Origin of the sequence: Actinophytocola sp. (assembly GCF_036402745.1) — a bacterium.
Classification (GTDB): domain Bacteria; phylum Actinomycetota; class Actinomycetes; order Mycobacteriales; family Pseudonocardiaceae; genus Actinophytocola.
On record NZ_DASWSJ010000205.1, the window covers coordinates 1 to 25617 of the forward strand.

At 72.0% G+C, this 25617-nt stretch carries 18 protein-coding genes and 1 riboswitch; of the genes, 6 read left to right on the top strand and 12 right to left on the bottom strand.

Features of this window, described 5'->3' with window-relative positions; translation table 11 throughout:
- Positions 1–926: 926 nt before the first annotated feature.
- Complete coding sequence (locus VGD70_RS19595; protein ID WP_331083325.1) at positions 927–1208, top strand: hypothetical protein; 282 nt, start codon at positions 927–929, stop codon at positions 1206–1208.
- 16 nt (positions 1209–1224) lie between these two features.
- Here the strand turns inward: VGD70_RS19595 and VGD70_RS19600 are convergent, their stop codons facing one another.
- The 8 genes from VGD70_RS19600 to metG all read right to left on the bottom strand — a co-directional run bounded on the left by VGD70_RS19600 (position 1225) and on the right by metG (position 13369).
- A complete protein-coding gene (locus tag VGD70_RS19600) occupies positions 1225–2889 on the bottom strand; it encodes a fatty acyl-AMP ligase (RefSeq protein WP_331083327.1) in 1665 nt (554 codons plus the stop codon).
- Between the two features lie 19 nt (positions 2890–2908).
- The gene (locus VGD70_RS19605; protein ID WP_331083329.1) at positions 2909–4663 is read right to left on the bottom strand and encodes an ABC-F family ATP-binding cassette domain-containing protein; all 1755 of its coding nucleotides are present in this window, start codon (positions 4661–4663) and stop codon (positions 2909–2911) included.
- A 47-nt stretch (positions 4664–4710) separates the two neighbouring features.
- The gene (locus VGD70_RS19610) at positions 4711–5673 is read right to left on the bottom strand and encodes a 4-(cytidine 5'-diphospho)-2-C-methyl-D-erythritol kinase (protein WP_331083331.1); all 963 of its coding nucleotides are present in this window, start codon (positions 5671–5673) and stop codon (positions 4711–4713) included.
- A 381-nt stretch (positions 5674–6054) separates the two neighbouring features.
- Positions 6055–7059 carry a methionine ABC transporter ATP-binding protein gene (locus VGD70_RS19615; RefSeq protein ID WP_331083333.1) on the bottom strand — a complete coding sequence of 335 codons (1005 nt, stop codon included), beginning with the start codon at positions 7057–7059 and terminating at the stop codon, positions 6055–6057.
- A 194-nt stretch (positions 7060–7253) separates the two neighbouring features.
- Positions 7254–7343: riboswitch (SAM riboswitch) on the bottom strand.
- Between the two features lie 116 nt (positions 7344–7459).
- The gene (rsmA, locus tag VGD70_RS19620) at positions 7460–8326 is read right to left on the bottom strand and encodes a 16S rRNA (adenine(1518)-N(6)/adenine(1519)-N(6))-dimethyltransferase RsmA (RefSeq protein ID WP_331083335.1); all 867 of its coding nucleotides are present in this window, start codon (positions 8324–8326) and stop codon (positions 7460–7462) included.
- 460 nt (positions 8327–8786) lie between these two features.
- Complete coding sequence (locus VGD70_RS19625; RefSeq protein ID WP_331083337.1) at positions 8787–10331, bottom strand: transglycosylase family protein; 1545 nt, start codon at positions 10329–10331, stop codon at positions 8787–8789.
- Between the two features lie 289 nt (positions 10332–10620).
- The gene (locus VGD70_RS19630; RefSeq protein ID WP_331083340.1) at positions 10621–11481 is read right to left on the bottom strand and encodes a TatD family hydrolase; all 861 of its coding nucleotides are present in this window, start codon (positions 11479–11481) and stop codon (positions 10621–10623) included.
- Positions 11482–11575: 94 nt separating this feature from the next.
- The gene (gene metG / locus VGD70_RS19635; RefSeq protein WP_331083342.1) at positions 11576–13369 is read right to left on the bottom strand and encodes a methionine--tRNA ligase; all 1794 of its coding nucleotides are present in this window, start codon (positions 13367–13369) and stop codon (positions 11576–11578) included.
- Positions 13370–13433: 64 nt separating this feature from the next.
- Here metG and VGD70_RS19640 point away from each other — a divergent pair, with 64 nt between their 5' ends.
- The 3 genes from VGD70_RS19640 to VGD70_RS19650 all read left to right on the top strand — a co-directional run bounded on the left by VGD70_RS19640 (position 13434) and on the right by VGD70_RS19650 (position 15864).
- Positions 13434–14048: a PadR family transcriptional regulator gene (locus tag VGD70_RS19640; protein ID WP_331083344.1), complete on the top strand. Its 615-nt coding sequence runs from the start codon at positions 13434–13436 to the stop codon at positions 14046–14048.
- 63 nt (positions 14049–14111) lie between these two features.
- Positions 14112–15107 carry an ATP-binding cassette domain-containing protein gene (locus VGD70_RS19645; protein WP_331083345.1) on the top strand — a complete coding sequence of 332 codons (996 nt, stop codon included), beginning with the start codon at positions 14112–14114 and terminating at the stop codon, positions 15105–15107.
- Entirely contained in the window at positions 15097–15864 is a 768-nt protein-coding gene (locus VGD70_RS19650; protein WP_331083347.1) for an ABC transporter permease, read from the top strand. The genes VGD70_RS19645 and VGD70_RS19650 overlap by 11 nt, the downstream gene beginning before the upstream one ends.
- A 39-nt stretch (positions 15865–15903) precedes the next feature.
- Here the strand turns inward: VGD70_RS19650 and VGD70_RS19655 are convergent, their stop codons facing one another.
- A complete protein-coding gene (locus VGD70_RS19655) occupies positions 15904–16884 on the bottom strand; it encodes an aldo/keto reductase (protein WP_331083349.1) in 981 nt (326 codons plus the stop codon).
- Between the two features lie 71 nt (positions 16885–16955).
- A complete protein-coding gene (locus VGD70_RS19660; protein ID WP_414638001.1) occupies positions 16956–18521 on the bottom strand; it encodes a dolichyl-phosphate-mannose--protein mannosyltransferase in 1566 nt (521 codons plus the stop codon).
- A gap of 161 nt (positions 18522–18682) precedes the next feature.
- Here VGD70_RS19660 and rsmI point away from each other — a divergent pair, with 161 nt between their 5' ends.
- Positions 18683–19534 carry a 16S rRNA (cytidine(1402)-2'-O)-methyltransferase gene (gene rsmI, locus VGD70_RS19665; RefSeq protein ID WP_331083351.1) on the top strand — a complete coding sequence of 284 codons (852 nt, stop codon included), beginning with the start codon at positions 18683–18685 and terminating at the stop codon, positions 19532–19534.
- Positions 19535–19587: 53 nt separating this feature from the next.
- On the opposite strand, the gene VGD70_RS19670 is transcribed toward rsmI, so the two are convergent.
- Positions 19588–21372: a serine/threonine-protein kinase gene (locus VGD70_RS19670; RefSeq protein WP_331083353.1), complete on the bottom strand. Its 1785-nt coding sequence runs from the start codon at positions 21370–21372 to the stop codon at positions 19588–19590.
- Positions 21373–21623: 251 nt separating this feature from the next.
- Between VGD70_RS19670 and VGD70_RS19675 the strand changes: the two genes are divergently transcribed.
- Positions 21624–23501 carry a propionyl-CoA synthetase gene (locus tag VGD70_RS19675; RefSeq protein WP_331083355.1) on the top strand — a complete coding sequence of 626 codons (1878 nt, stop codon included), beginning with the start codon at positions 21624–21626 and terminating at the stop codon, positions 23499–23501.
- 129 nt (positions 23502–23630) lie between these two features.
- Here the strand turns inward: VGD70_RS19675 and lpdA are convergent, their stop codons facing one another.
- Complete coding sequence (gene lpdA / locus VGD70_RS19680) at positions 23631–25016, bottom strand: dihydrolipoyl dehydrogenase (RefSeq protein ID WP_331083357.1); 1386 nt, start codon at positions 25014–25016, stop codon at positions 23631–23633.
- Positions 25017–25617 lie beyond the last annotated feature (601 nt).

A 25617-nucleotide genomic window follows, 5' to 3' on the forward strand; every position in this document is an offset into this window, starting at 1 on the left:
CCGCTCCCGTGCCGCACGGCACCTCAGCCACCTCGCCCGCAGCCCAGCAGGCCCCCATGGCAGCAGGCGAGATCCCGCCGCCGACGAGCGCGGTGCCGCTCGACACGTCGACGCAGGTCGCTGCGACCGCGCCAACTGGGGCGGAGCGGGCGGCCCAGGCGATGCCCGGCGAAATCCCGCCGCCGGTAAGCGAAGCGCCGCACGGCGCCACGACGCAGGCGACCTCGCCCTCGAGGGATCAGACTCCCATGGCGCCGGGCGAAGAAGTCCCGCCGCCCGCGAGCGGGGCGCCGCAGGGCACAGCCGCCTCACCCGCAACCCAGCAGCCAGACACGGCGCCGAGCGCAGAAGTCCCACCCGCGAGCCGGGCGCCGCACAGCACAGCACTCTCACCCGCAACCCAGCAGCCGCACATCGCGCCGGGCCAAGAAGTCCCACCCTGGAACAGGGCGCCGCATGGCACAGCCGCGTCACCCGCAGCCCAGCAGGCGCCGATGGCGCCGGGTGGGATTCGGCCTTCCGCGGGCACAGCGCAGGGTGGCGACGCGGCAGGTTGGGCCGGCGGCCAGGTCGCCGGGCCGGCGGACGTGAGCGCGGAGGCGGCCGCCAGGGCTGGTGCGCCCGTCCCAGCGCACCACGCCCCCGAAGCCCAGCCGCCGGCATCGGGTGGACCGGCGGCCAACGGGCGGGTCTCGCCGGAGCTGGCTGGACCGCCGCCCGGCGCGCCCAGCGGTGCGCCCGGCGCTGCGGTCAGTCCCGCGGTCGGCCCTGCACCGGGCTCTGCGGTCAGCCCCGCGCCGGGCTCTGCGGTCAGCCCTGCACCGGGCTCTGCGGTCAGCCCTGCGCCGGACGCTGCGGTCGGCCCTGCGCCGGGCGCCGCCCCCAGCGGTGCGGCGGGCGGTGGGTCAGGGCAAGCGGCCGCCCCGTTGGCCAAGCAGCTCGAGGACGCTTGGCGGGACAGCGACCTGCTCGCGCTCCCCCTCCCCCCAGCGCCGCCCGGCGAGCGCGGCTACCGGCCGGGCGACGTGGAACGCCTCGTCACGCTGCTCGCCGACGCCGTCGTCGATCCGGGGGACGGGCCCGGGGCGGACGACATCGCCGGGCTCAAGCTGAGCCGGACCTTCTTCATCGGGCAGGGGTATCACGCGGGGGCGGTCGAGGCGTTGCGCCTCGCCTGGGTGAACGAGCTGCGGCGGCGCCAGCTGTGACGCCGCCGCCGGCCCGTCAGGACTCCTTCAGGCGGTCGGCCAACTGCTCGCCCGCCGCGGCGCGGCGCAGCTTGCCCGACGGGGTCTTCGGCAGGGTGCCCGGCGCGAGAACCTCGATCGCCACCGGGCGGGCGTTCACGGACTCGAAGACGCGCGCGCCGATCTCCTTGCGCAGCACCCGAACCGCATCCGGGTCGCCGGACAGCTTCGACTCCACGACCACGGCGAAGCGCTCGCGGCGGGTGCCCGCGTCGAGGCGGACGGCGACCGCGTTGCCGGCGCGCACACCCTCCACTGTGGACGCCGCGCGCTCGATGTCCGTCGGGTAGATGTTGCGGCCCGCCAAGATGATCACATCCTTCGCACGGCCGCAGATGACGATCTCACCATCCACTGTGTACCCGAGGTCGCCCGTCGCGAGCCAGCCGTCGGGGTCCTGGGTGGCCAGGGGGCCGTCCACCGTCAGGTATCCGGGGGTCACCGCGTCGCCGCGGATCTGGATCTCACCCACCTCGCGCTCACCCCGCACCGCGCCGGCCGGGTCGACGATGCGCGCCTGGAAACCCGGCAACGGCCGGCCCAGCAACGCGAACGAGCGGACATGCGGGGCGGACGGCGACACGGGAACCGCGCGCTGACCGGACTCCAGCTCGTCGGCGTCGATGTAGTCCAGGCGCAGGCCCGTGAACGGGCGCGGGAAGGAAATGGCGAGCGTGCCCTCGGCCATGCCGTACGCCGGGAACACGCACTCGGGCGCCAGGCCGAACCGCGCGCCGGACTCGGTGAACGCCGAGACGGCCTTCTCGTCGATCGGCTCGGCGCCGTTCAGGGCCAGGCGCAGCGACGACAGGTCGTAAGCCTCGGGATCGTCCACACCGGACAGACGGCGGCCCAGCAGCGCGTAGGCGAAGTTCGGCGCGGCGGTGATCGTGCCGTGGTGCTTGGAGATCAGCTCCGCCCACAGCAGCGGCCCGGTGAGGAAGTCGACGGGCGTGACCTTCACCAGCTCGATGCCCATCGTCATCGGCGTGGTGTAGAAGCCGACCATCCCCATGTCGTGGAACATCGGCAGCCACGACACCATGATGTCCGACGACGGGTCCAGCTGGGCGCCGGCGGCCATGTCGGTGATGTTCGACAGCAGGTTCCCGTGGGTGATCCGCACCGCCTTCGGGTCGGCCGTCGACCCGCTGGTGAGCTGCAGCAGCGCGGGCGCCGCCTCGTCGACCTCGACCACGTCGGCGAGCGGCGTGCCGCCGGCGAGGTCGGTGAGCAGCACGTAGCCGATCCCGTGCTGGTCGAGCACCGGCGCCAGCGGGTCGAACGGCGCGCCCAGCAGCACCAGCTTCGAGCTGATCATGTTCAGCACCCGCACGGTGTCCTCGGCCCACATACCGAGGTCCGACCGCGGGGTCGGCTGGTGCAGCATCGTCACGCTGCCACCGGCGAGCCACACCGCCTGCACCGCGGGGCCGATCGCCGCCGGCTCGGCCGCGAGCACGGCCACCGCGTCGTGCCGGGCCATGCCCCTGGCCACCAGCGCCCCGGCCATCGCGCGGGCTTGCTCGTGCACCTGCGCCCAGGTGGTCCGCACGGCCTCCTTCGGCTCGCCCGTGGTGACCCCGCGCAGCTTGCCGCCCTCGTTGGCGGTGTCGATCAGCTTGTCGACGAAACGACTCATGGCTAAAGCGTAAAGGGGCCTATTCGGCGAGGTCCGCTATGTCCAGCCAACGTTGCTCGACAGTTGACTTCTCGGCCACCACCGCCCGCAGCTCCGCGTCGAGCTCGAGCAACCGCTCGGCGTCGGTGGCGGCCTCGGCGAGCGCGGCGTGCAGCGACGTCTCACGCGTCGTCAACGTGTCCAGCCGGCGCTCGAGCCGGGCCAGCTCCTTGCGCGCCGCCCGCTGCTCGGCCGCGTTCGACACGGTCTCGGCCCGCTTGGCCGACGGTGCGGCGACCGTGTCGCGGCGCGCGAGGTACTCGTCGATCCCGCCGGGCAGGTGCGTCACCTGGCCGTCGCCGAGCAGCGCGTACACCGCATCGCAGACGCGCTCCACCAGGTACCGGTCGTGCGAGACCACCACGAGCGTGCCGGGCCAGCCGTCGAGCAGGTCCTCCAGCTGCTGCAGGGTGTCGATGTCGAGGTCGTTCGTCGGCTCGTCGAGCAGCAGCACGTTCGGCTCGGCCATCAGCAGGCGCGCGATCTGCAGCCGCCGCCGCTCGCCGCCGGACAGGTCGGCCACCGGGGTCCACTGGCGCTGGGCCGGGAAGCCGAACCGCTCGGCCAGCTGCGACGCGGACAGCTCCTGCTTGCCGAGCGTGACCCGCCGCGCGATCTCCTCGACGGCCTCCAGGACCCGCTGCGTGCCGGGCAGGTCGTGCAGCTCCTGGCTGAGGTAGGCCAGCCGCACGGTCTGGCCCTGGATCCGCTTGCCCCGCCCGGGTTCCAGGTCGCCGGCGAGCAGCCGGAGCACCGTGGTCTTGCCCGAGCCGTTGACGCCGACGAGCCCGATCCGGTCGCCCGGCCCGATGCGCCAGGTGAGCCGGTCGACCATGGTCCGGTCGCCGAGCGAGACGCTGACGTCCTCCAGCTCCAGCACGGTGCGGCCGAGCCGGCGCTTGGCGAACGCGAGCAGCTCGACCGAGTCACGCGGCGGCGGCACGTCGGAGATCAGCGCCTCGGCCGCCTCGATCCGGTAGCGCGGCTTGGACGTGCGCGCGGGCGGGCCGCGGCGCAGCCAGGCGAGCTCCTTGCGGGCGAGGTTCTGCCGCTTCTCCTCGAGCGTCGCGGCGAGCCGGGCCCGCTCGGCGCGGGCGTACACCCAGTCGGCGTAGCCGCCCTCGTACTGCTCGACGCGGCCGCCGACGACTTCCCAGGTGTTGGTGGCGACGGTGTCGAGGAACCAGCGGTCGTGGGTGACGACGACGAGCGCGGTGCCGCGGGCGAGCAGGTGCTCGGCGAGCCAGCGGACGCCCTCGACGTCGAGGTGGTTGGTGGGCTCGTCGAGGATCAGCAGGTCCAGCTCCTGCACGAGCGCGGCGGCCAGCGCGACCCGGCGGCGCTCGCCCCCGGACATCGTGGCGACCGGGCTGTCGACGCCGAGCGCGGTGATGCCGAGGCCGCCGAGGATGGCGCGGGCGCGCGGGTCGGCGGCCCACTCGTGCTCGGCGGTGATGCCGAGCGGGTCGAGGACGGCGTGGCGCACGGTAGAGCCTTCGGGCAGCTCGGTGCGCTGGGTGACGACGGCCTGGCGCAGGTCGCGGGCCCGGCTGACCCGCCCGCCGCTGGGCGGCTCGAGGCCGGCCAGCACCTCGAGCAGCGTGGTCTTGCCGCCGCCGTTGAGCCCGACGACGCCGATGCGGTCGCCGGCCCCGACCCCGAGTGAGACGGCGTCCAGCAGGGGGCGCATGCCGTAGCTCTTGCTGACGGACTCGAGGTTGACCAGGTTGACCATGACGGCTCAACGGTACCCGGGCGCGGTGTCCGGCCGGGCGCGCAGGGTCAGGCGTGTACCTGGGGTGGGACCGGGCGGGGCTCGTCGCCGCCGACCACGCGGGCGCCGGGGACCGGGCCGTGCACGACGCGGACCGTGCGGCAGACGCCGGCGCCGGAGAGCTCGGCGGCGACCTGGACCGCGTCCTCGGCGCTGGCGCAGAGGAACGCGCAGGTGGGTCCGGACCCGGAGACGGTGCCGGCGAGCGCGCCCGCGTCGACCCCGGCGCGCAGCGTGCGGCGCAGGCCGGGGCGCAGGGAGACGGCGGCGGCCTGGAGGTCGTTGCCGAGCAGGAGCGCGAGCTGGCGCGGGTCGCCGGACGCGAGGGCCTCGAGGACCGGCTCGACCTCGCCGACGCGGGGTGGCTCGCCGGTGACGCGCAGCCGGTCGAGCTCGCCGTAGACCTTGGGGGTGGCGAGGCCGCCGCGGGCGAAGGCGAGGACCCAGTGGAAGGTGTGCCGGGAGAGCACGGGGACGATCTGCTCGCCGCGGCCGGTGCCGAGCGCGGTGCCGCCGTGGAGCATGAACGGGATGTCGCTGCCGAGCCCGGCGGCGACCGTGGCGAGGTCGTCGCGGCCCATGTCGAGCCTCCACAGGTTGGCGAGGCCGACGAGGGTGGCGGCGGCGTCGGCGCTGCCGCCGGCCATGCCGCCGGAGACGGGGATGTTCTTGCGGATGAGGACCTTGACCTTGGGCTCCTCGGCGCCCTTGCCGACGTGCCGGGCGAGCGCCTCGACCGCGCGCCAGGCGAGGTTGGCGCCGCCGGTGGGCACCGCGGCGGCGCCCTCGCCCTGCACGTCGACCCCGGGCTCGTCGGCGATGGCGACCGTGACCTCGTCGGTGAGGGACAGCGACTGGAAGACGGTGGTCAGCTCGTGAAATCCGTCCTTGCGCACCGCGCCGACCGCGAGGTGCAGGTTCACCTTGGACGGCACCCGGACGGTCACCGGGCGGGGGACGACAGCGAGCACTCCTTCAGCCTACGGGCACCGTCGGAGCCGGCCACGCCGTGTCGCCCGCCTCGGGCCGCGGCAAGCGCCCGCAGGTCAGGCATGGTTTGGCCCGGCTGACGCGCGAGTTATCCACACTGGGTGGAGTTGTCCACAGCTGACCCTCGCCCACCCTTTCCGCCCGCCCCCACCGATAGACTGACCATGAGGGGTGCCCCCGGAGAGGGCGGGGGCTTCCCTAGGCGAGTTCTGCCCGCGCGTGCGCGCGTGTTGTCGACGTCGGTCAGGTGGGGCTGTCGGCGGTCAGGTCGCTGGCGCGGAGGTGGGCTCCGTCAGCAGCTCGTCGACGTGTCCCGAGGGTGGCCGCCGCCGGCAGGTGCGCGGGGCGGCCACCGCCGAACGTCAGGCCGCCACGCTGTGCGGGCCGCGGGCCAGCTGGCGCACCGAGCCGCCGCGCTCCTCCAGCCACGCCAGGGCCGACGCGGTCCGGTCGCCCGACAGGCCCAGGCGGAAGCGGGCCACCGGGGTCTCGCCGATCCGCGTCACGCCGCCGCCGATCACCGCGATGTCCGTGCCGAAGCGGCTCGCGGCCTCGGGCAGCAGGGCGCCGATCGCCGCGAAGCCGACCAGGACGATGTCCGCCACGCCCGGGTAGTCGACCCGCGCGCCGGGGTCGATGGCCGGCAACACGGCCCGCGCCACCACGCTGTCCGGGTTCCGCACCAGGTCGAGCAACCGGCCGCTCTCCAGCAGCCGCCCGTGCTCGAGCACGGCCACGTCGTCGGCGATGCGGCGCACGACGCTCGTGTCCTGGGTGGCGACGAGCACCGTCGCGCCCAGCTCGGCGCGGGCGCGGTCGAGGACGGCGAGTACGCCTGCGGCGCCGTCCTCGTCGAGGTTCGCGGTCGGGTCGTCGGCCAGCACGACGGCCGGGTCGCCGACGAGCGCCCGCGCGACGGCGATCCGCTGGCGCTGGCCCGCGGAGAGGTCGGCGGGGTAGCTGGCGGCCTTGTCGGTCAGGCCGATCAGGTCCAGGACCTTGCCGACGCGCTCGCGGCGCTGCGGGCCGTCCATGCCGGCCTGCTCCAGCGGCAGCGCGACGTTGCCGGCCGCGGTGCGCTGGCCGAGCAGCGACTCGCCCGAGGGGACCACGCCGATCCGGGACCGCGCGATGCGCATGGTGCGCTCGTCGAGGGCACCGGTGTTGAGCCCGTCGAGGCGGAAGATGCCGCTGTCCGGGCGCTCGCGCAGGGACAGCACGCGGGCGAGGGTGGACTTCCCGGCGCCCGCGGGGCCGACGACGCCGGCGATGACGCCGGCCGGGACGTCGAGCGTCACGTCGTCGAGGGCCACGACGGACCCGGACGTACTTCGGAAGGTCTTGCTCAGGTTCTCCAGGGTGATCACGATGTGCTCCAGTCCAGGCGCGCAGACCACTCGTACGAGCGGTGTCTGCGAATGGGCCCGTGGAAGGGCCGGGGATGTCAGAAAGGTCGAATGGCTCGAATCAGCTTGCTGAGCACATGCGACGACAGCCCGTGACAGTGCGCCGGCACTGATCAATGACCCGCCTGGTAGTGAGCATGACCATCGCTCTCACTCCTCCATCGATCCTGGCGGTAGCACCTGCCCGCGATGGGTGGTTGCTGCGGCGTCTCGGAGCCAGGTCTCTCAGCCGCTCGGGATGGAATACCTGTTCAGTAGAACCGACGGCCCCGGTGAAGTGCAACTCTCTTGCTGCCAGATTGAGTTCTTTATCTGCCAAATCACACTGACGGCGCAACGTCAGCGCAGCGCGGCGGCGGCGTCAGCGCAGCGCGGCAGCGGCGATCCGGGAGTAGTCGCCCACCGTGAGCTGCTCGCCCCGCGTGCTCGGGTCGACCCCCGCCGCGGTGAGCAGCTCCCCCGCCCGGCCAGGCGACCCGGCCCAGCCGGCGAGAGCCGCGCGGAGCGTCTTGCGGCGCTGCGCGAAGGCCGCGTCGACCAGCCGGAACACGTCGTGCTTCGCTCCGGCGGGCGGCTCGCGGCGGGTCAGCAGGACCAGCGCGGAGTCGACGTTGGGCACCGGCCAGAACACCGTGCGCGGCACGGTCGCGACCCGGCGGGCGTCGGCGTACCAGGCGACCTTGACGCTCGGCACGCCGTAGGTCCGCGAGCCCGGGCCGGCGGCGATCCGGTCGGCGACCTCGGCCTGGACCATCACCAGCGCGCGGCGCAGGGTCGGCAGCTCGGCGAGCAGGTGCAGCACCACCGGCACGGAGACGTTGTAGGGGAGGTTGGCGACGAGCGCGGTCGGCGGCTCGGTGAACCGGTCGGCGGCGACCCGGACGGCGTCGTCCTCGATGACGTGCAGGCGGTCGGCGAGCGCGGGGGCCCGCTCGGCGACCGTGCGCGGGAGGCGCTGGGCGAGTACCGGGTCGATCTCGACGGCGTGGACCGCGCGGCAGGCGGGCAGCAGCGCGAGGGTGAGCGAGCCGAGCCCGGGCCCGACCTCGACGACGACGTCCTCGGCGGTGATCCCGGCGGCGACGACGATGCGGCGCACGGTGTTGGGGTCGTGCACGAAGTTCTGGCCGAGCTTCTTGGTGGGCCGGAGGTCGAGATCGGCCGCGAGCCGCCGCACGTCGGCGGGGCCGAGCAGCGCGCTCTCCGCCTGGTTCCCGTCGCCCGTCACCCGACGAGCGTAGAGCCGCCGCCCCAGACGGCGATCACCCACTCACCCCGGCCAGGAAAACCCTCGCGCGCGTGCAGAACGTGGGAAACGCAGCCCCCACCCGCTCCGGGGGCACCCCTCAAGGCCAGTCTATCGGTGGAGGCTGGTCTTGAGGGGCGGCAAGATCGACTTGTGGACAAGTCGGCGGGTTGTGGATAACTCGGGCGGGCGGCCCTTCGGCAAGCGCCCGGCTCGGTTCGCTGCTTGGCCGAGCCGGGCGCCGGCTCGGTCGCGAGCGGCAGAGTTGGCGCCGAGTTGGCGCTGTGCTCGGTAGCGCCCGCTTCCCGCAGCCGGGCGATGGCGCTTGTCCAACGGCTTGCCCGGACGTGTCCCGCGATCGCGACCGGCGCTCCAGACAAGGCCGGACAGCAACCGGCCCCGGACTCGGCTGAGGCGAAGTCCGGGACCGGTTGTGGAAGAACTACTGGGGCAGGCCGAGCTGCCGGGAGCACGCCGGCCACGCGCCGTAGCCGCCGCGGTTGTCGCGGACCTTCGTGGCTATCGCGATCTGCTGTTCGCGGCTGGCCTCGTTGGGGTAGGCCGCGTACTGGCCACCGCCGTTGGCTTCCCAGGTGCTCTTGTTGAACTGGAGACCACCGTAGTAGCCGTTGCCGGTGTTGATGGCCCAGTTGCCGCCCGCCTCGCACTGGGCCAGCTGGTCCCACACCGCGCCGTCGGAGATGATCGGCTGCGGGGGCTGCTTGGTGCCGATCCGGACGACCTTCGGCTTCGGCTGCTTGGTGACCTTCGAGCCGATCTCGACCCGGGCGGTCTCCCTGCCGTTCTTGATCGTGATCCGGTACGTCGCGATCCGCTCGCCGGCGGCGCCCGGGTCGAGGACGACCTCGGTGCCCTTCTCGGCGTTGGGGTCCTCGACCTCCTGGACCGGCGGCTCGACCTTCTCGGTCTTGTTGACCACGGTGACGCCGTTGCGGGTGATCCGCACCTCGGCACCATCGGTGATCTTGAGGTTGCCGCCCGGGGCAACCGTGTCGTTCGGGCCGAGCCCGAGCTTGAGCTCCTTGAGCAGCTCCTGGACGGTCACCGCGGTGGTCCGCATCGCCTTCGGGGCGTTGCCGCCGTCGAAGAGGGTGATCGCCTTCTGGGTCTTGATCTCGAGCGCCATGCCGTTGAGCGGCACGTCCTTGCCCATGTCCTCGGACACCCAGGCGCCCTGCGCGGACAGGTTGATCTGCTTGAGCGCGTCCTCGACGGTGGTGGCGCGGACCCAGAACTCACGCTGCTCGCCGTCGATGGTCAGGTGCAGCTGGCGCCCGCGCTGCAGGACGATCTTGCCGCCGTCGTTGATGCTCGCGGCGGGCGACGGGCTCAGCGCGTCGTGCGAGCCGACGGACATGCCCTCGTTGGCGAGCACCTCGCCGACCGTGTCGGCGTAGGTGTTGACCTGGTGGGCCTGGCCGTCGATGTCGACGGTGACCGACTTGTTCATCGCGATCGCCGCGGCGCCGCCGCCGATCAGCGACACCAGGATCGAGGCGATGGTGGCCTTGAGGACCGTCTTCTTCCAGCGCTTGATGCCGGTGACGAGCCCGGGTGGCGGCTCCTCCTCGGGCGGCAGCGCCAGGACCCGCGCACCGGACAGCTCGTCCGGGATGATCGGGAGGACCGTGGTCTCGGCGTTGATGAGCCTGATCAGCTCGTCGACGTCGAGGTTGGCCTCGGCCATCAGGTCGTCGGCCTGCGGGCCGAGCGCGGTGCGCACGTCCGACGGGGTGATGGCGAGCGAGCCGGAGTACCCGTCGAGATCCGCGGTGGTCAGCTGCCCGTACGCGGTGTCACCCTGGTCGTAGAAGTCGGGAAACTCCGAGCGCCAGGCGCGGAAGTCCGGGTCCAGGACCGCGGTTGCGGTGGCCGCCGCGGACGGAGCCCCGACCGGGGTGAACCAGTCGGTGTCGGCGAAGCCGCTGTTAGAACCGCCGTAACCGCCGGATCTGTTTCCGCTCACAGGGTCGATACCTCCAGAAGGCCGTAGCCGAGCCCATCTACTGCGCGGCGTACGCGCTTTCGTTCCGTTACGACTTCCCGTAGCCAGCGACCATCCCTTGGCCGTTTCGACGAACGGCCGGCCCCGACGTGCACTGGCCTGACTGCGGGCTTCCCGGAACCGCGCCGTCCCGGGCTACGGTCACGGGACAGTAACGGTGCCGGGCAGGTTGCGCAAACACCTGGACGAGTGTCGTGACGTCGGTCACTCCACGAATGGCGCAGAAAGCGACCCCCGTTCGTCGCAACGATCACGACTCGTGACCCCCGAAATCACTCTCAGTGTCACCCGAAAGTTCGAAGATTCGCTCCGCGTTGGTCGTTACGGCTGCACTTAGCTCCGCGACATCCACCCCTCTGAGCTGCGCAAGGTCCACGATCGTGTACGCGGCGCCATATGGCTCATTGGGCCGGCCCCGGAAGGGATGCGGGGTGAGGAACGGCGCGTCGGTCTCCACCAGCAACTGGTAAACGGGAACGGCCCGCGCGGCCTCACGAAGTGCCTTCGCATTGCGAAAAGTCACGGTTCCGGCGAACGACAGGACGTACCCCCGCTCGACACAGCGGCGGGCGAAGTCGGCGTCACCGGAGAAGCAGTGGAACACCACCTTCTCGGGCGCGCCTTCCTCGTCCAGGATCCGGTAGATGTCCTCGTGCGCGTCCCGGTCGTGGATCATCAGCGGCTTGCCGACCCGCTTGGCGAGGTCGATGTGCCAGCGGAACGCCTCCTGCTGGGCCTGCGGCGGCGAATAGTCCCAGTAGTAGTCGAGCCCGGTCTCGCCGACGGCCACCACGCGCGGCCGCGCGGCCAGCTCCTCGATGACGGCGCGGTCCGCGGCCGAGAACGCCGCCGTGCGGGTCGGGTGCACCGCGACCGCCGCGAAGACCCGCTCGTCCCACGTGGCGGCCGCGGCGGCCCACCGGGCGGCCGCGAGGTCGTCGGCGACCGTGACGACCCGCATGACACCCACCGACGCCGCCCGGTCCACCATCGCCGTCACGTCGGCCGCGTCCTTGGCCCCACAGGCATCCAGGTGGGTGTGCGCGTCGACGATCGGCACGGGGAGCCGCGCCGGCAACGGCAGCAGTGCTTTGTGGTTCGCTTCGCTCATCCGCTACGCGCAGTCTTCCCTCGTCGCTGCTCGGTCGCCGAGCGACCTGCGCCGCGCTCCTCGGTCCGGCCGGCGCACGCTCCTTCGCTCTCGCTCACGCGCCGATCGGCGCCCACTCCGGGCCGGTCTCGCCGAGCTTCGGTTCGAGCTTCGCGAACAGCGGGGTGGGCTTGTGCAGCGGCCGGCCCACCTCGATCGGCGTCGACTCCCAGCGCGCCTGCTCGGCGGCGTAGTCACCGGTGAGGATCGGATTGATCCGGCCGGCCACGTCGAGGTCCTCGACCTCCCGCAGCTCCGGCTGGGCCGCCCACACGCCGGTGCCGCCGAGCGCCTCGTGCACCTTCTGCGCCGCGTGCGGCAGGAACGGCGTGAGCAGCGTGTTGGCGTCCTGCACGACCTGCAGCGCCGTGTGCAGGATGGTGTCGCGCCGCTCCGGGTCGTCCTTGCGCTTCCACGGCTCCTGGTCGGAGATGTACTTGTTGGCCGCGCCGACCACCCGCATCGCCTCGCCGACCGCCTGCTTGAACCGCGACCGCCGCAGGTTGTCGCCGACCACCCCGAACGCGGCCCGGGACAACGCCTTGAGCTCCTCGTCGGCGGCCGTCGGCGCGGTCGGGCGGGGAATCGCGCCGACGTTCTTGTGTGCCATCGAGATCGACCGGTTGACCAGGTTGCCCCACTCGTTGGCCAGCTCGAAGTTGATCCGGCGGACGAACTCCTCCCACGTGAAGTCCACGTCCTGGGTCTCCGGGCCGCCCACCGAGATGAAGTAGCGCAGGGCGTCCGGGCCGAACTCGCGCAGGAAGTCCTCGACGTAGATGACCGTGCCGCGCGAGGTGGAGAACTTGGCCCCGCTCATCTTCAGGAACTCGCTCGAGACGACCTCGGTCGGCAGGTTCAGCGTGCCGAACGGGCCCGGCTCGCCGCCCTTGTCGCCCGCGCCGTTGTGGCCGAGCAGCAGCGACGGCCAGATCAGCGAGTGGAAGACGATGTTGTCCTTGCCCATGAAGTAGTAGCTCTGGGCGTCGGGGTTGGTCCAGAACTCTTGCCACGCGTCGTCGTCGCCGGACCGGCGCGCCCACTCGACGCTGGCCGACAGGTAGCCGATCACGGCGTCGAACCACACGTAGAACCGCTTCATCGGCATGTCCCGCCAGCCGTCGAGCGGGATCGGCACACCCCAGTCGAGGTCGCGGGTGATGGCCCGCGGGCGCAGGTCGTCGAGCAGGTTCTGGCTGAACTTGAGCACGTTCGGCCGCCAGTCGGCCCGGCTGGCCAGGTACTCGCCGAGCGCGCCCGCGAACGAGGGCAGGTCGAGGAACAGGTGCTCGGTCTCGACGAACACCGGCGTCTCGCCGTTGATCTTCGAGCGCGGGTTCTTCAGGTCGGCCGGGTCGAGCTGGTTGCCGCAGTTGTCGCACTGGTCGCCGCGCGCACTGTCGTAGCCGCAGATCGGGCAGGTGCCCTCGATGTAGCGGTCGGGCAGCGTGCGGCCGGTGGACGGGCTGATGGCGCCGAGCTGCGTCTTGGGGATGACGTAGCCGTTCTTCCACAGGCCGAGGAACAGGTCCTGGGTGACCTTGTAATGGTTGCCGGTGGTGGTCCGGGTGAACAGGTCGTAGGACAGGCCGAGGCCCGCGAGGTCGCCGGCGATCTGGCGGGTGTACTTGTCCGCCGTCTCGCGCGGGGTGGCGCCCTCGGCGTCGGCCTGGACGAGGATCGGCGTGCCGTGCTCGTCGGTGCCGGAGACCATGAGCACCTTGCGCCCGGCCATCCGCATGTACCGGGAGAAGACGTCCGAGGGGACACCGAATCCGGACACATGACCGATGTGGCGGGGGCCGTTGGCATAGGGCCAGGCCACCGCGGTCAGCACGGGGTTGCTCATGGCGAATTAGCCTACGGAGGAGCACCCGTGGACTTCGAACGGGTTACGCAACACGGGAGGGCTTGTGTCGGCCACACGGCTGCTGGTGCTGGGGGTCGTGCGGATGTACGGCCAGGCACACGGCTATCAGGTGCGGCGGGAGCTGCTGACCTGGTCGGCGGACAAGTGGGGCAACGCCGCACCCGGCTCGATCTACCACGCGCTGAAGAAGATGGCGCGGGAGAAGCTCCTGGAGGAGGTCGATGCCGGCGAGGAGGGGCGGGGCCCGGACCGCACGGCCTACCAGCTGACCCCCGACGGCGAGACCGAGTTCCAGGTGCTGCTGGCCAAGAGCCTGTCCGAGTACGACGACAGCACGCAGGCCGGCTATGCACTCGCCGCGGCCGTCACCTTCCTCACCGCGCTGCCGCGGGCGCGGGCGATCTCGTTGCTGCGGCACCGGATCAACCAGATGGAGGGCACCCGCACCACGGTGTCGAGCGTCCTGGAGCACGGCGTCGACTGGGGCCACCCGCCGCACGTCAACGAGCTGTACCGGTTGTGGGACACCAGCCTCGACGCGGTGCTGCGCTGGACCCGGGACCTGGTCTCCCGGCTGGAGGCGGGCGAGTACGTGATGGCCGACGACGCGCCCGGGGCGTTCGGGCAGCCCGGAGCGCGGCCGGCTAGTCAAATTTGACTACGGGTTGTCGGTGCCGCATGCTATCCACTGCTCAAACGTGAAACACCCAAGGGGGACACCATGATCGAAGCACGCGGCCTCGCCCGGACCTTCCGGTCCCGGGGCCGTTCCGTCGAGGCCGTTCGCGGGGTCGACCTCGACGTCTCGGCCGGGGAGCTCGTCGGCTTCCTCGGCCCCAACGGCGCCGGCAAGACCACCACGCTGCGCATGCTCACCACGCTGCTGCGTCCCACGGCCGGCAGCGCCACGGTCGGCGGCTGCGACCTGCTCGCCGACCCGCTCGGCGTGCGCAAGAAGATCGGCTACGTCGCCCAGGGCGGCGGCACCGCGCCCGAGTGCCGGGTCATCGAGGAGATCGAGATCCAGGGCCAGTTCTACGACCTGTCCAAGGCCGACGCGGTCCGTCGCGGCGCGGAGCTCACCGCCCAGCTCGACATCGACGGGCTCGAGCAGCGCCTGGTCAAGACGCTGTCCGGCGGGCAGAAGCGCCGGCTCGACATCGCGCTCGGGCTCATCCACTCCCCCGGCCTCGTCTTCCTCGACGAGCCCACCACCGGGCTCGACCCGCAGAGCCGGGCGAACCTGTGGGAGCACATCCGCTCGCTGCGCGACGAGCACGGCGTCACCGTCTTCCTCACCACCCACTACCTCGACGAGGCCGACTCGCTGTGCGACCGGATCCTCGTCATCGACAACGGCCGGATCGTCGCCGAGGGCACCCCGAACGAGCTCAAGTCCCGGGTCTCCGGCGACGGCGTCATGGTCGAGGTCCCCCCGGGCTCGGCCACCGACGCGGCCGAGATCGCCGGCAGGCTGCCCGGCGCGCACGAGGTGTCCATTGTGGACAACACGGTGCGGTTCCGGGTGCCGCGCGGGGACACCGCACTGCCGGAGCTGCTGCGGGCGCTCGACGGGAAAGACATCGCGATGACGTCGATCCAGGTGCAGCGGCCGTCGCTGGACGACGTGTTCCTCACGCTCACCGGGCGCTCGCTGCGCGACGCCGAGGACGCGCCGACCGAGACCGAGACCAAGGAGGCATCCGGTGTTGCGTGACATCTGGCTGGTGTTCCGCCGGCACATGGCGATCTCGCTGCGCAACCCCGCGTGGGTGATGATCGGGATCATGCAGCCGGTGCTGTACCTGGTGCTGTTCGGGCCGCTGATGGAGAAGATCGTCTCCTCGACACCCGGCTTCCCGCCGGGCGACGCATGGCAGATCCTCACCCCGGGCCTGCTGGTCCAGCTGGGCCTGTTCGGCAGCATGTTCGCGGGCTTCTCGCTGCTCGCGGACTTACGGACCGGCGTGGTGGAGCGGATGCGGGTCACCCCGGTGAGCCGCCTCGCGCTGCTGCTCGGGCGGGTGCTGCACGACATGGTGCAGCTGATCGTCCAGGCGTTGTTGCTGGTGCTGCTGGCCTACCTGGCGTTCGGCATGCGGGCGCCGATCGGCGGGATCCTGCTGTGCCTGGTGATGGTGGCGCTGCTCGGGGTCACGCTGTCGTCGTGCTCCTACGCGATCGCCCTGCTGCTGCGCAGCGAGGAGGCGTTCCCGGCGGTGCTCACCAGCGTGTCGGTGCCGCTGCTGCTGCTCACCGGCATCCTGGTGCCGATCACGACCCAGCTGGCGCCGAACTGGCTCTACGTGCTGTCCCGGATCAACCCGTTCGCGCACATCATGGACGCCGAGCGGGCCTCGTTCCGCGGTGACTACACCGTCGACGGGCTGCTCACGGGCAGCGTCGTGCTGTTCGTCATCACCGTGCTGGCCGTCTGGTGGGGTGCCCGCACGTTCCAGCGCGAGAACGCCTGACCCGGTGGAGGCCCCCGGCCCCGGGGGCCTCCACCGTCGTCAGCGGTTGACGGCGGCCAGGCCTTCCGGGGTGTAGCGGTCGCCCGACACCGCGCCCGTCGGCACCGCCGAGGTGATCTCCGCCAGCTGGTCGGCGGTCAGCGTCACGGCCGCGGCGCCCGCGTTCTCCTCCAGGTACCGCACCCGCTTGGTGCCCGGGATCGGCACGATGTGCTCGTCCTGCGCGAGCAGCCACGCGAGCGCCACCTGCACCGGGGTCACGCCGAGGGTCTTCGCCAGCCCGTGCACCCGTTCGGCCAGCGCGATGTTGCGGCTCAGGTTCTCGCCCTGGAACTGGGGCAGGCCGCGCCGGAAGTCGTCGTCCGGCAGGTTGCGCATCGTGTCGAGGTCGCCGGTCAGCAGGCCGCGGCCCACCGGCGAGTACGGCACGACGCCGATGCCCAGCTCCTGGGCCACGGGCAGCACCGAACCGGCCAGGTCCCGGTTGAACAGCGAGAACTCCGACTGCAGCGCGGTGATCGGGTGCACCGCGTGCGCCTTGCGCAGCGTGTCCGCGCTGACCTCGGACAGGCCGAGGTGACGGACCTTGCCGGCGGCGACCAACTCGGCCATCGCGCCGACGGTGTCCTCGATCGGCACCGCCGGGTCACGCCGGTGCAGGTAGTAGAGGTCGATCGTGTCGACCCCGAGCCGGGCCAGCGACCGGTCGATCGCGGCCCGGACGTACTCCGGGCTCCCGTCCACCTCGACCACGCCTCCGAAGACCACCCGGCGGATGCCGAACTTGGTCGCGAGCACCACCTGGTCGCGCCGGTCCGCGATGGCGCGGCCGACCAGCTCCTCGTTGTGGCCCTGGCCGTAGACGTCGGCCGTGTCCAGGAAGCTCACGCCGATCTCGATCGCGCGGTGGATCACGCCGATCGACTCGGTGTCGTCGGCCGGCCCGTAGACCTCGGACATCCCCATGCAGCCGAGCCCGAGCGCCGAGACTTCCAGCCCACCCAGCATGCGCTTGTGCATTCACGTCTCCCTCCGTGTCACCTTCCAGGCAACACCTTCGAGCGCGCTCCAGGTCAAGCGCGGCCGGGGGGTCAGCGCCAGCTGGGGAGCCAGAGCTCGGCCTGCCAGTGCCCGTCGGTGATCGAGTCGCCGTTCAGGATCGGCCACAGCCACACGAAGTTGGCCACCACCGCGCCCACGTACAGGGACACGACGAGCAGACCGGTGCCCCGCCGCTCGTACCCCTCGTGCGCGCCGCCGAGGATCTGGCCCAGCACCAGGACCAGGCCCAGCACCAGGAAGGCGGCCATCGGGGTGGCGTAGAAGAAGTACATCTGGCGGTCCAGGTTGGTGAACCACGGCAGCAGGCCGGCCAGGTACGCGACGACGACGGCCGCGTAGCGCCAGTCCAGCCGGCCGATCATCCGCCACAGGCCCCAGCCCAGCATCGGCAGCGACAGCCACCACAGCGCGGGCGTGCCGACGAGCATCGTCGCCGAGACGCAGCGGTCCGCACCGCAGGTGATGGTGCCGCCGTCGTAGTAGTAGAGCATCGGGCGCAGGCCCATCGGCCACGTCCACGGCTTGGACTCCCACGGGTGCTGGTCCTTCGCGGGGGTCACCAGGTGCTCGTGGAAGTCCAGCACGTTGCCCGAGTACTGCCACAGCGAACGCAGCGCCGTCGGCACGAAGTCGTACCAGCCGTGGTGCGCCGCCTGCTCCGCCAGGTGCCGGTCGACCGCGGTCTCGCTCGCGAACCAACCCCACCACGTCGCCAGGTACACCAGCAGCGGCACCAGCAGCAGCGCCCAGAGTGCCGGCAGGACGTCGCGGACCAGCGTGCCCTTCCACGGCGAGGACACCCCCGCCGCCCGCCGCGCGGTCGCGTCCCAGATGACCGTCATCAGGCCGAACGCGGCGATGAAGAACACGCCCGACCACTTCGACCCGCACGCGAGCCCCAGCGACACGCCGGCCGCGAACCGCCACCAGCGGAACCCAAGCCGCGGGCCGAACCGGGACTCGTCGGTCCACCCCTCGCGCACGGTCGCCGCGAGCCGCGACCGCACCTGGTCGCGGTCGAGCAGCACGCAGCCGAACGCCAGCAGGACGAAGAACGCCAGGAAGACGTCCAGCATCCCCATCCGGCTCTGCACGTGCGACACGCCGTCGCAGATCAGCAGCACGCCGGCGATCCCGCCGAGCAGCGTCGAGCGGGTGAGCCGCCGCGCGATCCGCACGACGAGCAGGATCATCAGCGTCCCGGCGAGCGCCGCGCTGAACCGCCAGCCCCAGGCGTTGTAGCCGAACAGCCACTCGCTGACCGCGATCAGCTGCTTGCCCAGCGGCGGGTGCACGGTGAGCTCGTAGGCGGGGTTGTCTTCGTAGCCGCCGTTGCGCAGCATCTCCCACGCCTGCGGCACGTAGTGCTTCTCGTCGAAGACGGGGGCGCCCTTGTCGGTGGGGAAACCCAGGTTCTGCAGCCGGATGAAGCCGCCGAGCAGCGCCAGGAAGCCGGCGACCAGCCAGCCGCGCAACCGGTCGGTCGGCATCGGCTTGCCGATCAGGTGCAGCTCGGCGAGCTCGGCCTCCGACATCGGCCGGCCGGTGGCCGCCGTGGTGGGCGACTCCGACGGCCGGGTGACGAGAAGGCTCACGGGCATGGATCGTAGGCGGCGCGCTGTGCGCTCCGCGTCGGGATCACCAACTCGCCAGGTGCACACGGTCGGTTCCGACTATCCTGGGGCGAGTGGATCTGGTGCCCGTCGGCAGGGGCCTGGTTGCCGGCGCGGGCGGCCGTGAGTGTTCACTTGGGCCAATGGCTCCGCTGGACACTCACGGCCGGCTGGTTCTGGCCGCCACCCCGCTCGGCGACTCCCGGGACGCGTCGCCGCGCCTGGTCGAGGCGCTCGGCACCGCCGACGTGATCGCCGCCGAGGACACCCGCAGGCTGCGCTCGCTCGCCGCCGCGCTCGGGGTCACTCCCGCCGGCCGGGTCGTCAGCTTCTACGACGCCGTCGAGACCGCGCGCCTCCCGGGTCTCGTCGGCGCGATCGAGCAGGGCCAGACGGTTGTGCTGGTCACCGACGCCGGCATGCCGAGCGTGTCCGACCCCGGCTTCCGGCTGGTCGCCGCCTGCGTCGAGGCCGGCCTGCCGATCACGTGCCTGCCGGGCCCGTCGGCGGTGACCACCGCGCTGGCGTTGTCCGGCCTGCCGTGCGAGCGGTTCTGCTTCGAGGGCTTCGCACCCCGCAAGGACGGCGAGCGCCGCCGGTTCTTCGCCGCGCTCGCGCGCGAACCGCGCACGGCGGTGTTCTTCGAGTCGCCGCACCGCATCGCCGCGACCCTCACGCTCGCCGCCGAGCTCCTCGGCGCGGACCGGCGCGCGGCCGTGTGCCGCGAGCTGACCAAGCCGTACGAGGAGATCCGCCGCGGCGGCCTGGCCGAGCTGGCCGCATGGGCCGCGGACGGTGTCCGCGGCGAGATCACCGTGGTGCTCGCGGGCGCCGAACCGGGCGAGGCCCCGGACCTGGTCACCCTGGTCGACCGGGTCGACGCCCTGGTCGCCGCCGGAGCCCGCCTGAAGGACGCGGCGAGCGAGGTCGCCGCCGCGGCGGGGACGAGCCGCAAACAGCTCTACGACGCGGTACTCGCCGCCCGCCGCGCCTGACCTCGTCACCGCGTCCGGGTTCGTGGGCCGGGTCCTTCTCGGCTCGCTTCGCGTCAGCGGAGGGGGCGGGTGCCGTGGACGATCTTGGTTACCGGGCCTTCCTCGGCCTGGCCCGCGCGGGCCAGCCAGGCGCTCATCTCGCGGGTGACGGCCGCCAGCGTCGGGCGGCGGCCCGGGTCCGTGTCCAACGACGCCGTCAGCAGCCTCAGGTGCGAGCTGCGCCGGGGCAGCTGGGTCAGCGGCTCCGACCGCGCCGCCGCCATGAGCGCGGCCATCGCGTTGTCGCGGACGCCTCGGGGTGGGTTGCCGGCCAGCGCGAAGCTCACCGTCGCCGCCAGTTGCCAGGCGTCGCTCGCCGGCGTGGCGGGGGCGCCGCTCGCCGTCTCCGGGGCCAGGAAGTCGGGCGTGCCGACCATCATCCCCGCGGCGGTGAGGGTCGAGTCGCCCTTCGAGCGGGCGATGCCGAAGTCGATGAGATGCGCGAGGCCGTCGGGATCGATGATCACGTTCGCCGGCTTGACGTCGCGGTGCAGCACGCCCTTGCCGTGGGCCGCGGTGAGCGCGCCGGCCATCGTCACCCACAGCCGCGCGGCCTGGACGTCGCTGAGCACGCCGCGCTCGTGCACGGTGTCGGCGAGCTGCTCACCCTCGATGTACTCCATCACGATCCCGAGCCCGTCGGAGTCGGAGACGATGTCGTACACGCGCACGCAGTTCGGGTGGTGCACCGCCGCGAGCGCCCGCGCCTCACGCAGCATCCGCGCCTCGGTCTCGGCGTCCGGCGCGTGCGCGAGCTTCACCGCCACCGTCCGGTCGAGCTGGGTGTCCTTCGCCAGCCACACCGTGCCGAACCCGCCCTGCCCGAGCGGCTTGAGCTTCTGGAACCGGCCGCCGCTGTTCTGCCACAGCCCGGTCGGCGCCCTCGGCGGCCCGGCCGCCGCGAACGGCAGCGGGCCGGGGTCCGCGGCCAGCTTGGCGAGCGCCGCGCGGTCCGGCTCGGGCTCGCGCGGCCCCGCGGCCCGGGCGGGCGGCGGCATCCGCGCGGGCTGCTGCTGTGGCGGCGGCTGGTACGGCGGCAGCTGCGGCGGCGGCTGGTAGGGCGGCGGCTGGCGCTGCGGCGGCGGGGGCTTCTGGTGCGACCGCTCGATCACCGACCAGCTGGGCGGCCCGACGATCAGCACCGGGATCATGCCGAGCACGCTCATCGGCACGAAGCCGATCCACAGCGCGCCCGCCACGTTGGCCGACACCGGCGCGGTGAGCAGCACCATCGCCACGTACGGCAGCCACAGCAGCCGGCCCGGCCACTTCGGCCCGCGGCGCATCGCGGCCCGCGCCTGCAGCCACACGAACAGCAGGCCCACGCCCGGCAGGATGACCAGCAACAGGATCCGCAGCAGCAGCGTCGGCGCGCTCTCGAACGGGTGGAACAGCACCTCGTACACGTTCGACCGGCCGGCGAGGAACACGTCCTGGCGCCCGACCCACGGGCAGTAGGACTGCTGGACCGAGCTCACCTCGGCGGCGGTGAGCCCGCTCGGGCCGCCGGTGCGCACGTTGTTGAACACCTGCGACGCGCCGACCGAGAACAGCAGCGGCATCAGCAAGACGAAGAACCCGCCGCTCACCGCGAAGACCGAGATCGTGGCCGCGTTGTAGGTGTTGCCGGTTCCCTTGCGCACCAACGCGACCAGCAGCGCGCCGAGTACCGGCAGGAGCCCGATGAGCGCACCGGCCGCGATCGTGGCCCACACCCAGTCACCAGGGCAGAAGCCGGGCCCGAAGATGCCGTGCGCGAAGGACAGCAGCGAGCTGCCGAGGTTGATCAGGAAGTTCACCAGGCCCCGCCCTCCTCCCGCTGTCCATGAGACCAGACCGACGCCGGTTCGGATCCACCCTATGTCGAGCTGTGACCCGGAGCGGACGACATCCGCCACCTTGCCGGGATTCCCGTTTGTGTACGTCGTACACCGACGGGTGGTCCCGGCAGGGAGACGTTCGCGATCATCGTTGAGTTGCCATCGCTCGCGTGGTTGCCGGCCGCATCACGATGGTGCGCGGGCACGGTTGCGTGGGCTAGGTTCCGTTCATGGGTGCCTACGACGACGCGTACCGGCAGAGCCTCGAGGACCCGGAACGGTTCTGGCTGGCGGCGGCCGCCGCCCTGGACTGGACCAAGCCCCCGACCAAGGCGCTCGACGACAGCGCCGCGCCGCTGTACCGGTGGTTCCCGGACGGCGAGCTCAACACCTGCCACAACGCGCTGGACCGGCACGTCGACGGCGGCCGCGCGGACCAGCCGGCGCTGATCTACGACTCGCCGGTCACCGGCACCAAGGCGTCGTTCACCTACCGCGAGCTGCGCGACGAGGTCGCCCGGTTCGCCGGGGTGCTCGCCGGGCTCGGCGTCGGCAAGGGCGACCGGGTGATCGTCTACATGCCGATGGTGCCGCGCGCGGTCGTCGCGATGCTCGCCTGCGCGCGGCTGGGTGCGGTGCACTCGGTCGTGTTCGGCGGGTTCGCGCCGCGCGAGCTCGCCACGCGGGTCGACGACGCCACGCCGAAGGTCATCGTCGCCGCGTCGTGCGGGATCGAGCCGGCCCGGGTCGTCGAGTACAAGCCGATCATCGACGAGGCGCTGGGGATGACCACGCACCAGCCGGACGCGGTCGTCGTGCTGCAGCGCGAGCAGGCCCCGGCGACGCTCGGCGACCGGGACGTCGACTGGGACAAGGCGATGGCCACCGCGGAGCCGGCCGACTGCGTGCCGGTCGCGGCCACCGACCCGCTCTACGTGCTCTACACCTCCGGCACCACCGGCAAGCCCAAGGGCGTGGTACGCGACAACGGCGGGCACGCGGTGGCGCTGGCCTGGTCGCTGCCCAACATCTACGACATCCACCCCGGCGAGGTGTTCTGGACCGCGTCGGACGTCGGGTGGGTCGTCGGCCACTCCTACATCGTCTACGCGCCGCTGATCGCGGGCGCCACCACCGTGCTGTACGAGGGCAAGCCGGTCGGCACGCCCGACGCGGGCGCGTTCTGGCGGGTGATCGCCGAGCACGGGGCGAAGGCGCTGTTCACCGCGCCGACCGCGTTCCGCGCGATCAAGCGGGTCGACCCGGACGCGGCCGAGCTCGCCAAGTACGACCTGTCGGGGTTCCGGACGCTGTTCCTCGCCGGCGAGCGGCTCGACCCGGAGACCTACCACTGGGCGGGTGCGAAGCTCGGCGTCCCTGTCGTCGACCACTGGTGGCAGACCGAGACCGGCTGGCCGATCTGCGCGAACCCGCGTGGCCTGGACGACCTGCCGATCAAGGCGGGCTCGCCGAGCGTGCCGGTGCCGGGCTACGACGTGCGGGTCCTCGACGTCTCCGGGGAGGAACTGCCCCGCGGCGAGGAGGGCGCGATCGCGATCAAGCTGCCGCTGCCGCCCGGCACCCTGCCGACCCTGTGGGGCGATGACGAGCGGTATGTCGAGTCGTACCTGTCCCGCTACCCCGGCTACTACCTCACCGGCGACGGCGGCTACATCGACGAGGACGGCTACGTCTATGTCATGGGCCGCACCGACGACGTGATCAACGTGGCCGGCCACCGGCTGTCGACCGGCTCGATGGAGGCGGTGCTGGCCGCCCATCCTGCGGTGGCCGAGTGCGCGGTGATCGGCGTGCGGGACTCGCTGAAGGGCCAGCTGCCGCGCGGGTTCGTGGTGCTGAAGGCGGGCGTGACCATTTCGGCGGAGACGCTGCGCGAGGAGCTGGTCGCCGCCGTGCGCAAGGAGATCGGCCCGGTGGCGGCCTTCCGCGACGTGTCCGTTGTGGACGGTCTGCCGAAGACCCGCTCGGGCAAGATCCTCCGCAAGACGATGCGCGGCATAGCCGACGGCCGCGACGAGCCGGTCCCGTCGACCATCGAGGACCCGGGCGTACTGGACGCGCTACGCCCGGTCCTCCGCACCGAGTAGCCGGAACCTGCGCGCACGTCGGCCGGAGCTCGTACCGGTGTTGTGCGGAACCTCAGAAACGCCGCGGCCGGCGGCGCCCCGGACGCCTGTCCTGGCCCGTCGCGGCGGGCCAGGACAGGTCCGTCGGCGTCAGAGGTTGATCATGTGGCCGGCCAGGCCGTGGATGGCTTCCTTCACGGCCTCGCCCAGGGTCGGGTGGGCGTGGACGTTGCGGGCCATCTCGTGGACGGTCAGGTCCCACTGCTGGGCGAGAGTCAGCTCGGGCAGCAGCTCGGTGACGTCCGGGCCGATCAGGTGGCCGCCGAGCAGCTCGCCGTACGTGGCGTCGGAGAGCAGCTTCACGAAGCCGCGGGTGTCGCCGAGGCCGTGGGACTTGCCGTTGGCGGTGAACGGGAACTTGGCGACCTGGACGTCGAAACCGGCCTCGCGGGCCTGCTCCTCGGTGTAGCCGAAGCTCGCGATCTGCGGCTGGCAGTAGGTGGCGCGCGGGATCATGCGGTAGTCGAGCTCCATGGTCTCCGCGCCGCCGATGGTCTCCGCGGCGATGATGCCCATGGCCTCGGCGTTGTGCGCGAGCATGAGCTTGGCGGTGACGTCGCCGATCGCGAAGATGTGCTCGACGCTGGTGCGGCACAGGCCGTCGATGTCGATGGCGCCGCGCTCGGTGGTCCGCACGCCGGTCGCGGCGAGCCCGTAGCCCTCGATGTTGGGCGCGAAGCCGATGGCCTGCAGGACCTTGTCGGCCTTGAGCGTCTTGCGCTCGCCGTTCGCGGAGACCTCGACGGTGACCTGGTCGCCGGAGTCGTCGATCGACTCGACCCGGGTGGAGGTCATGACGGTGACGCCGAGCTTGCGGTAGTGGCGGGCCAGCTCCTTGGAGACCTCGGCGTCCTCGAGCGGGACGAGCCGGTCGAGGAACTCGACGATCGTGACGTCGACGCCGTAGTTGGCGAGCACGTAGGCGAACTCGACGCCGATGGCCCCCGCGCCGGCGATGATGATGCTGCCCGGCAGCTCGGGCGTGAGGATCTGCTCCTCGAAGGTGACCACGCGCTCGGAGAGCTGGGTGCCCGGCAGCAGCTTGGCGGACGCACCGGTGGCGATGACGCAGTTGTCGAACGTGACGGTCTCGCCGTTGACCTCGAGTGCGTTGGGCCCGGTGAACGTGCCGCGCCCGGTGAACTCGGTGATCGAGTTCTTCTTCATCAGGTAGTGCACGCCCTTGACCCGGCCGTCGGCCACGGTCCGGCTGCGCGCGTGCGCCACGCCGAAGTCGAACTTGACCTCACCGTCGACGGTGATGCCGAAGGTCTTCTGCTCGGTGTGGAACAGGTGTGCCAGCTCCGCGTTGCGCAGCAGCGCCTTGGACGGGATGCAGCCGACGTTCAGGCACACCCCACCCCAGTACCGCTCCTCGACGACGGCGACCGAGAGCCCCAGCTGCGCCGCCCGCACCGCGGCGACGTAGCCACCCGGCCCGGCCCCAAGAACCACGACATTGAAATGTGTGCTCACGGCCCCCACCCTAATCCGCCGCGGACGACCCCCCACGCCGTACGGACGTGACCACGCCCTCAGCCGTCTCCGCCCAGCTCACCGGCCCCCGACCCCGCCCGCGGCCGGCACGTGGTCACCCACAGGCACCCCAAGTTGTCCACAACCACCCGACCCATCCACAGCCAGCCCGCCCCGGCCCAATTCGCCGGCCCACACCGATACGCTTGACCCAATCGGGGTGCCCCCGGAGAGGGTGGGGGCTGCCATCGCGCGCTCGCGCGCAAGGGGTTGGCGGTTCGGGTTTCGTCGGGGTTCGCGGTTTGCCGGCTGCCGCGATGGGCGAGGGACCGGCGCCGCGCGAAAACCCAACCGGAGCGTGCCACGAGACCAGCTGGCGACCCCGCTATTTGGTTCAACCACCAGCCGCCGAAGTGGGAAGTTCCCCTAACGGTGAGCCACCTCGTGGGAGTTTGCCGAGAAATCCCCTTGCGACACCTGGATTTCGGGTCCGATTTACAACGTCTTTCGCAACTGTCTTGACAGGGGCGCCGTGCCAGCCCAGAGTTCTCCCCATTGGTCTATACCACTAGGTCTAAACCACCGGTGCGGGCCCGGCATG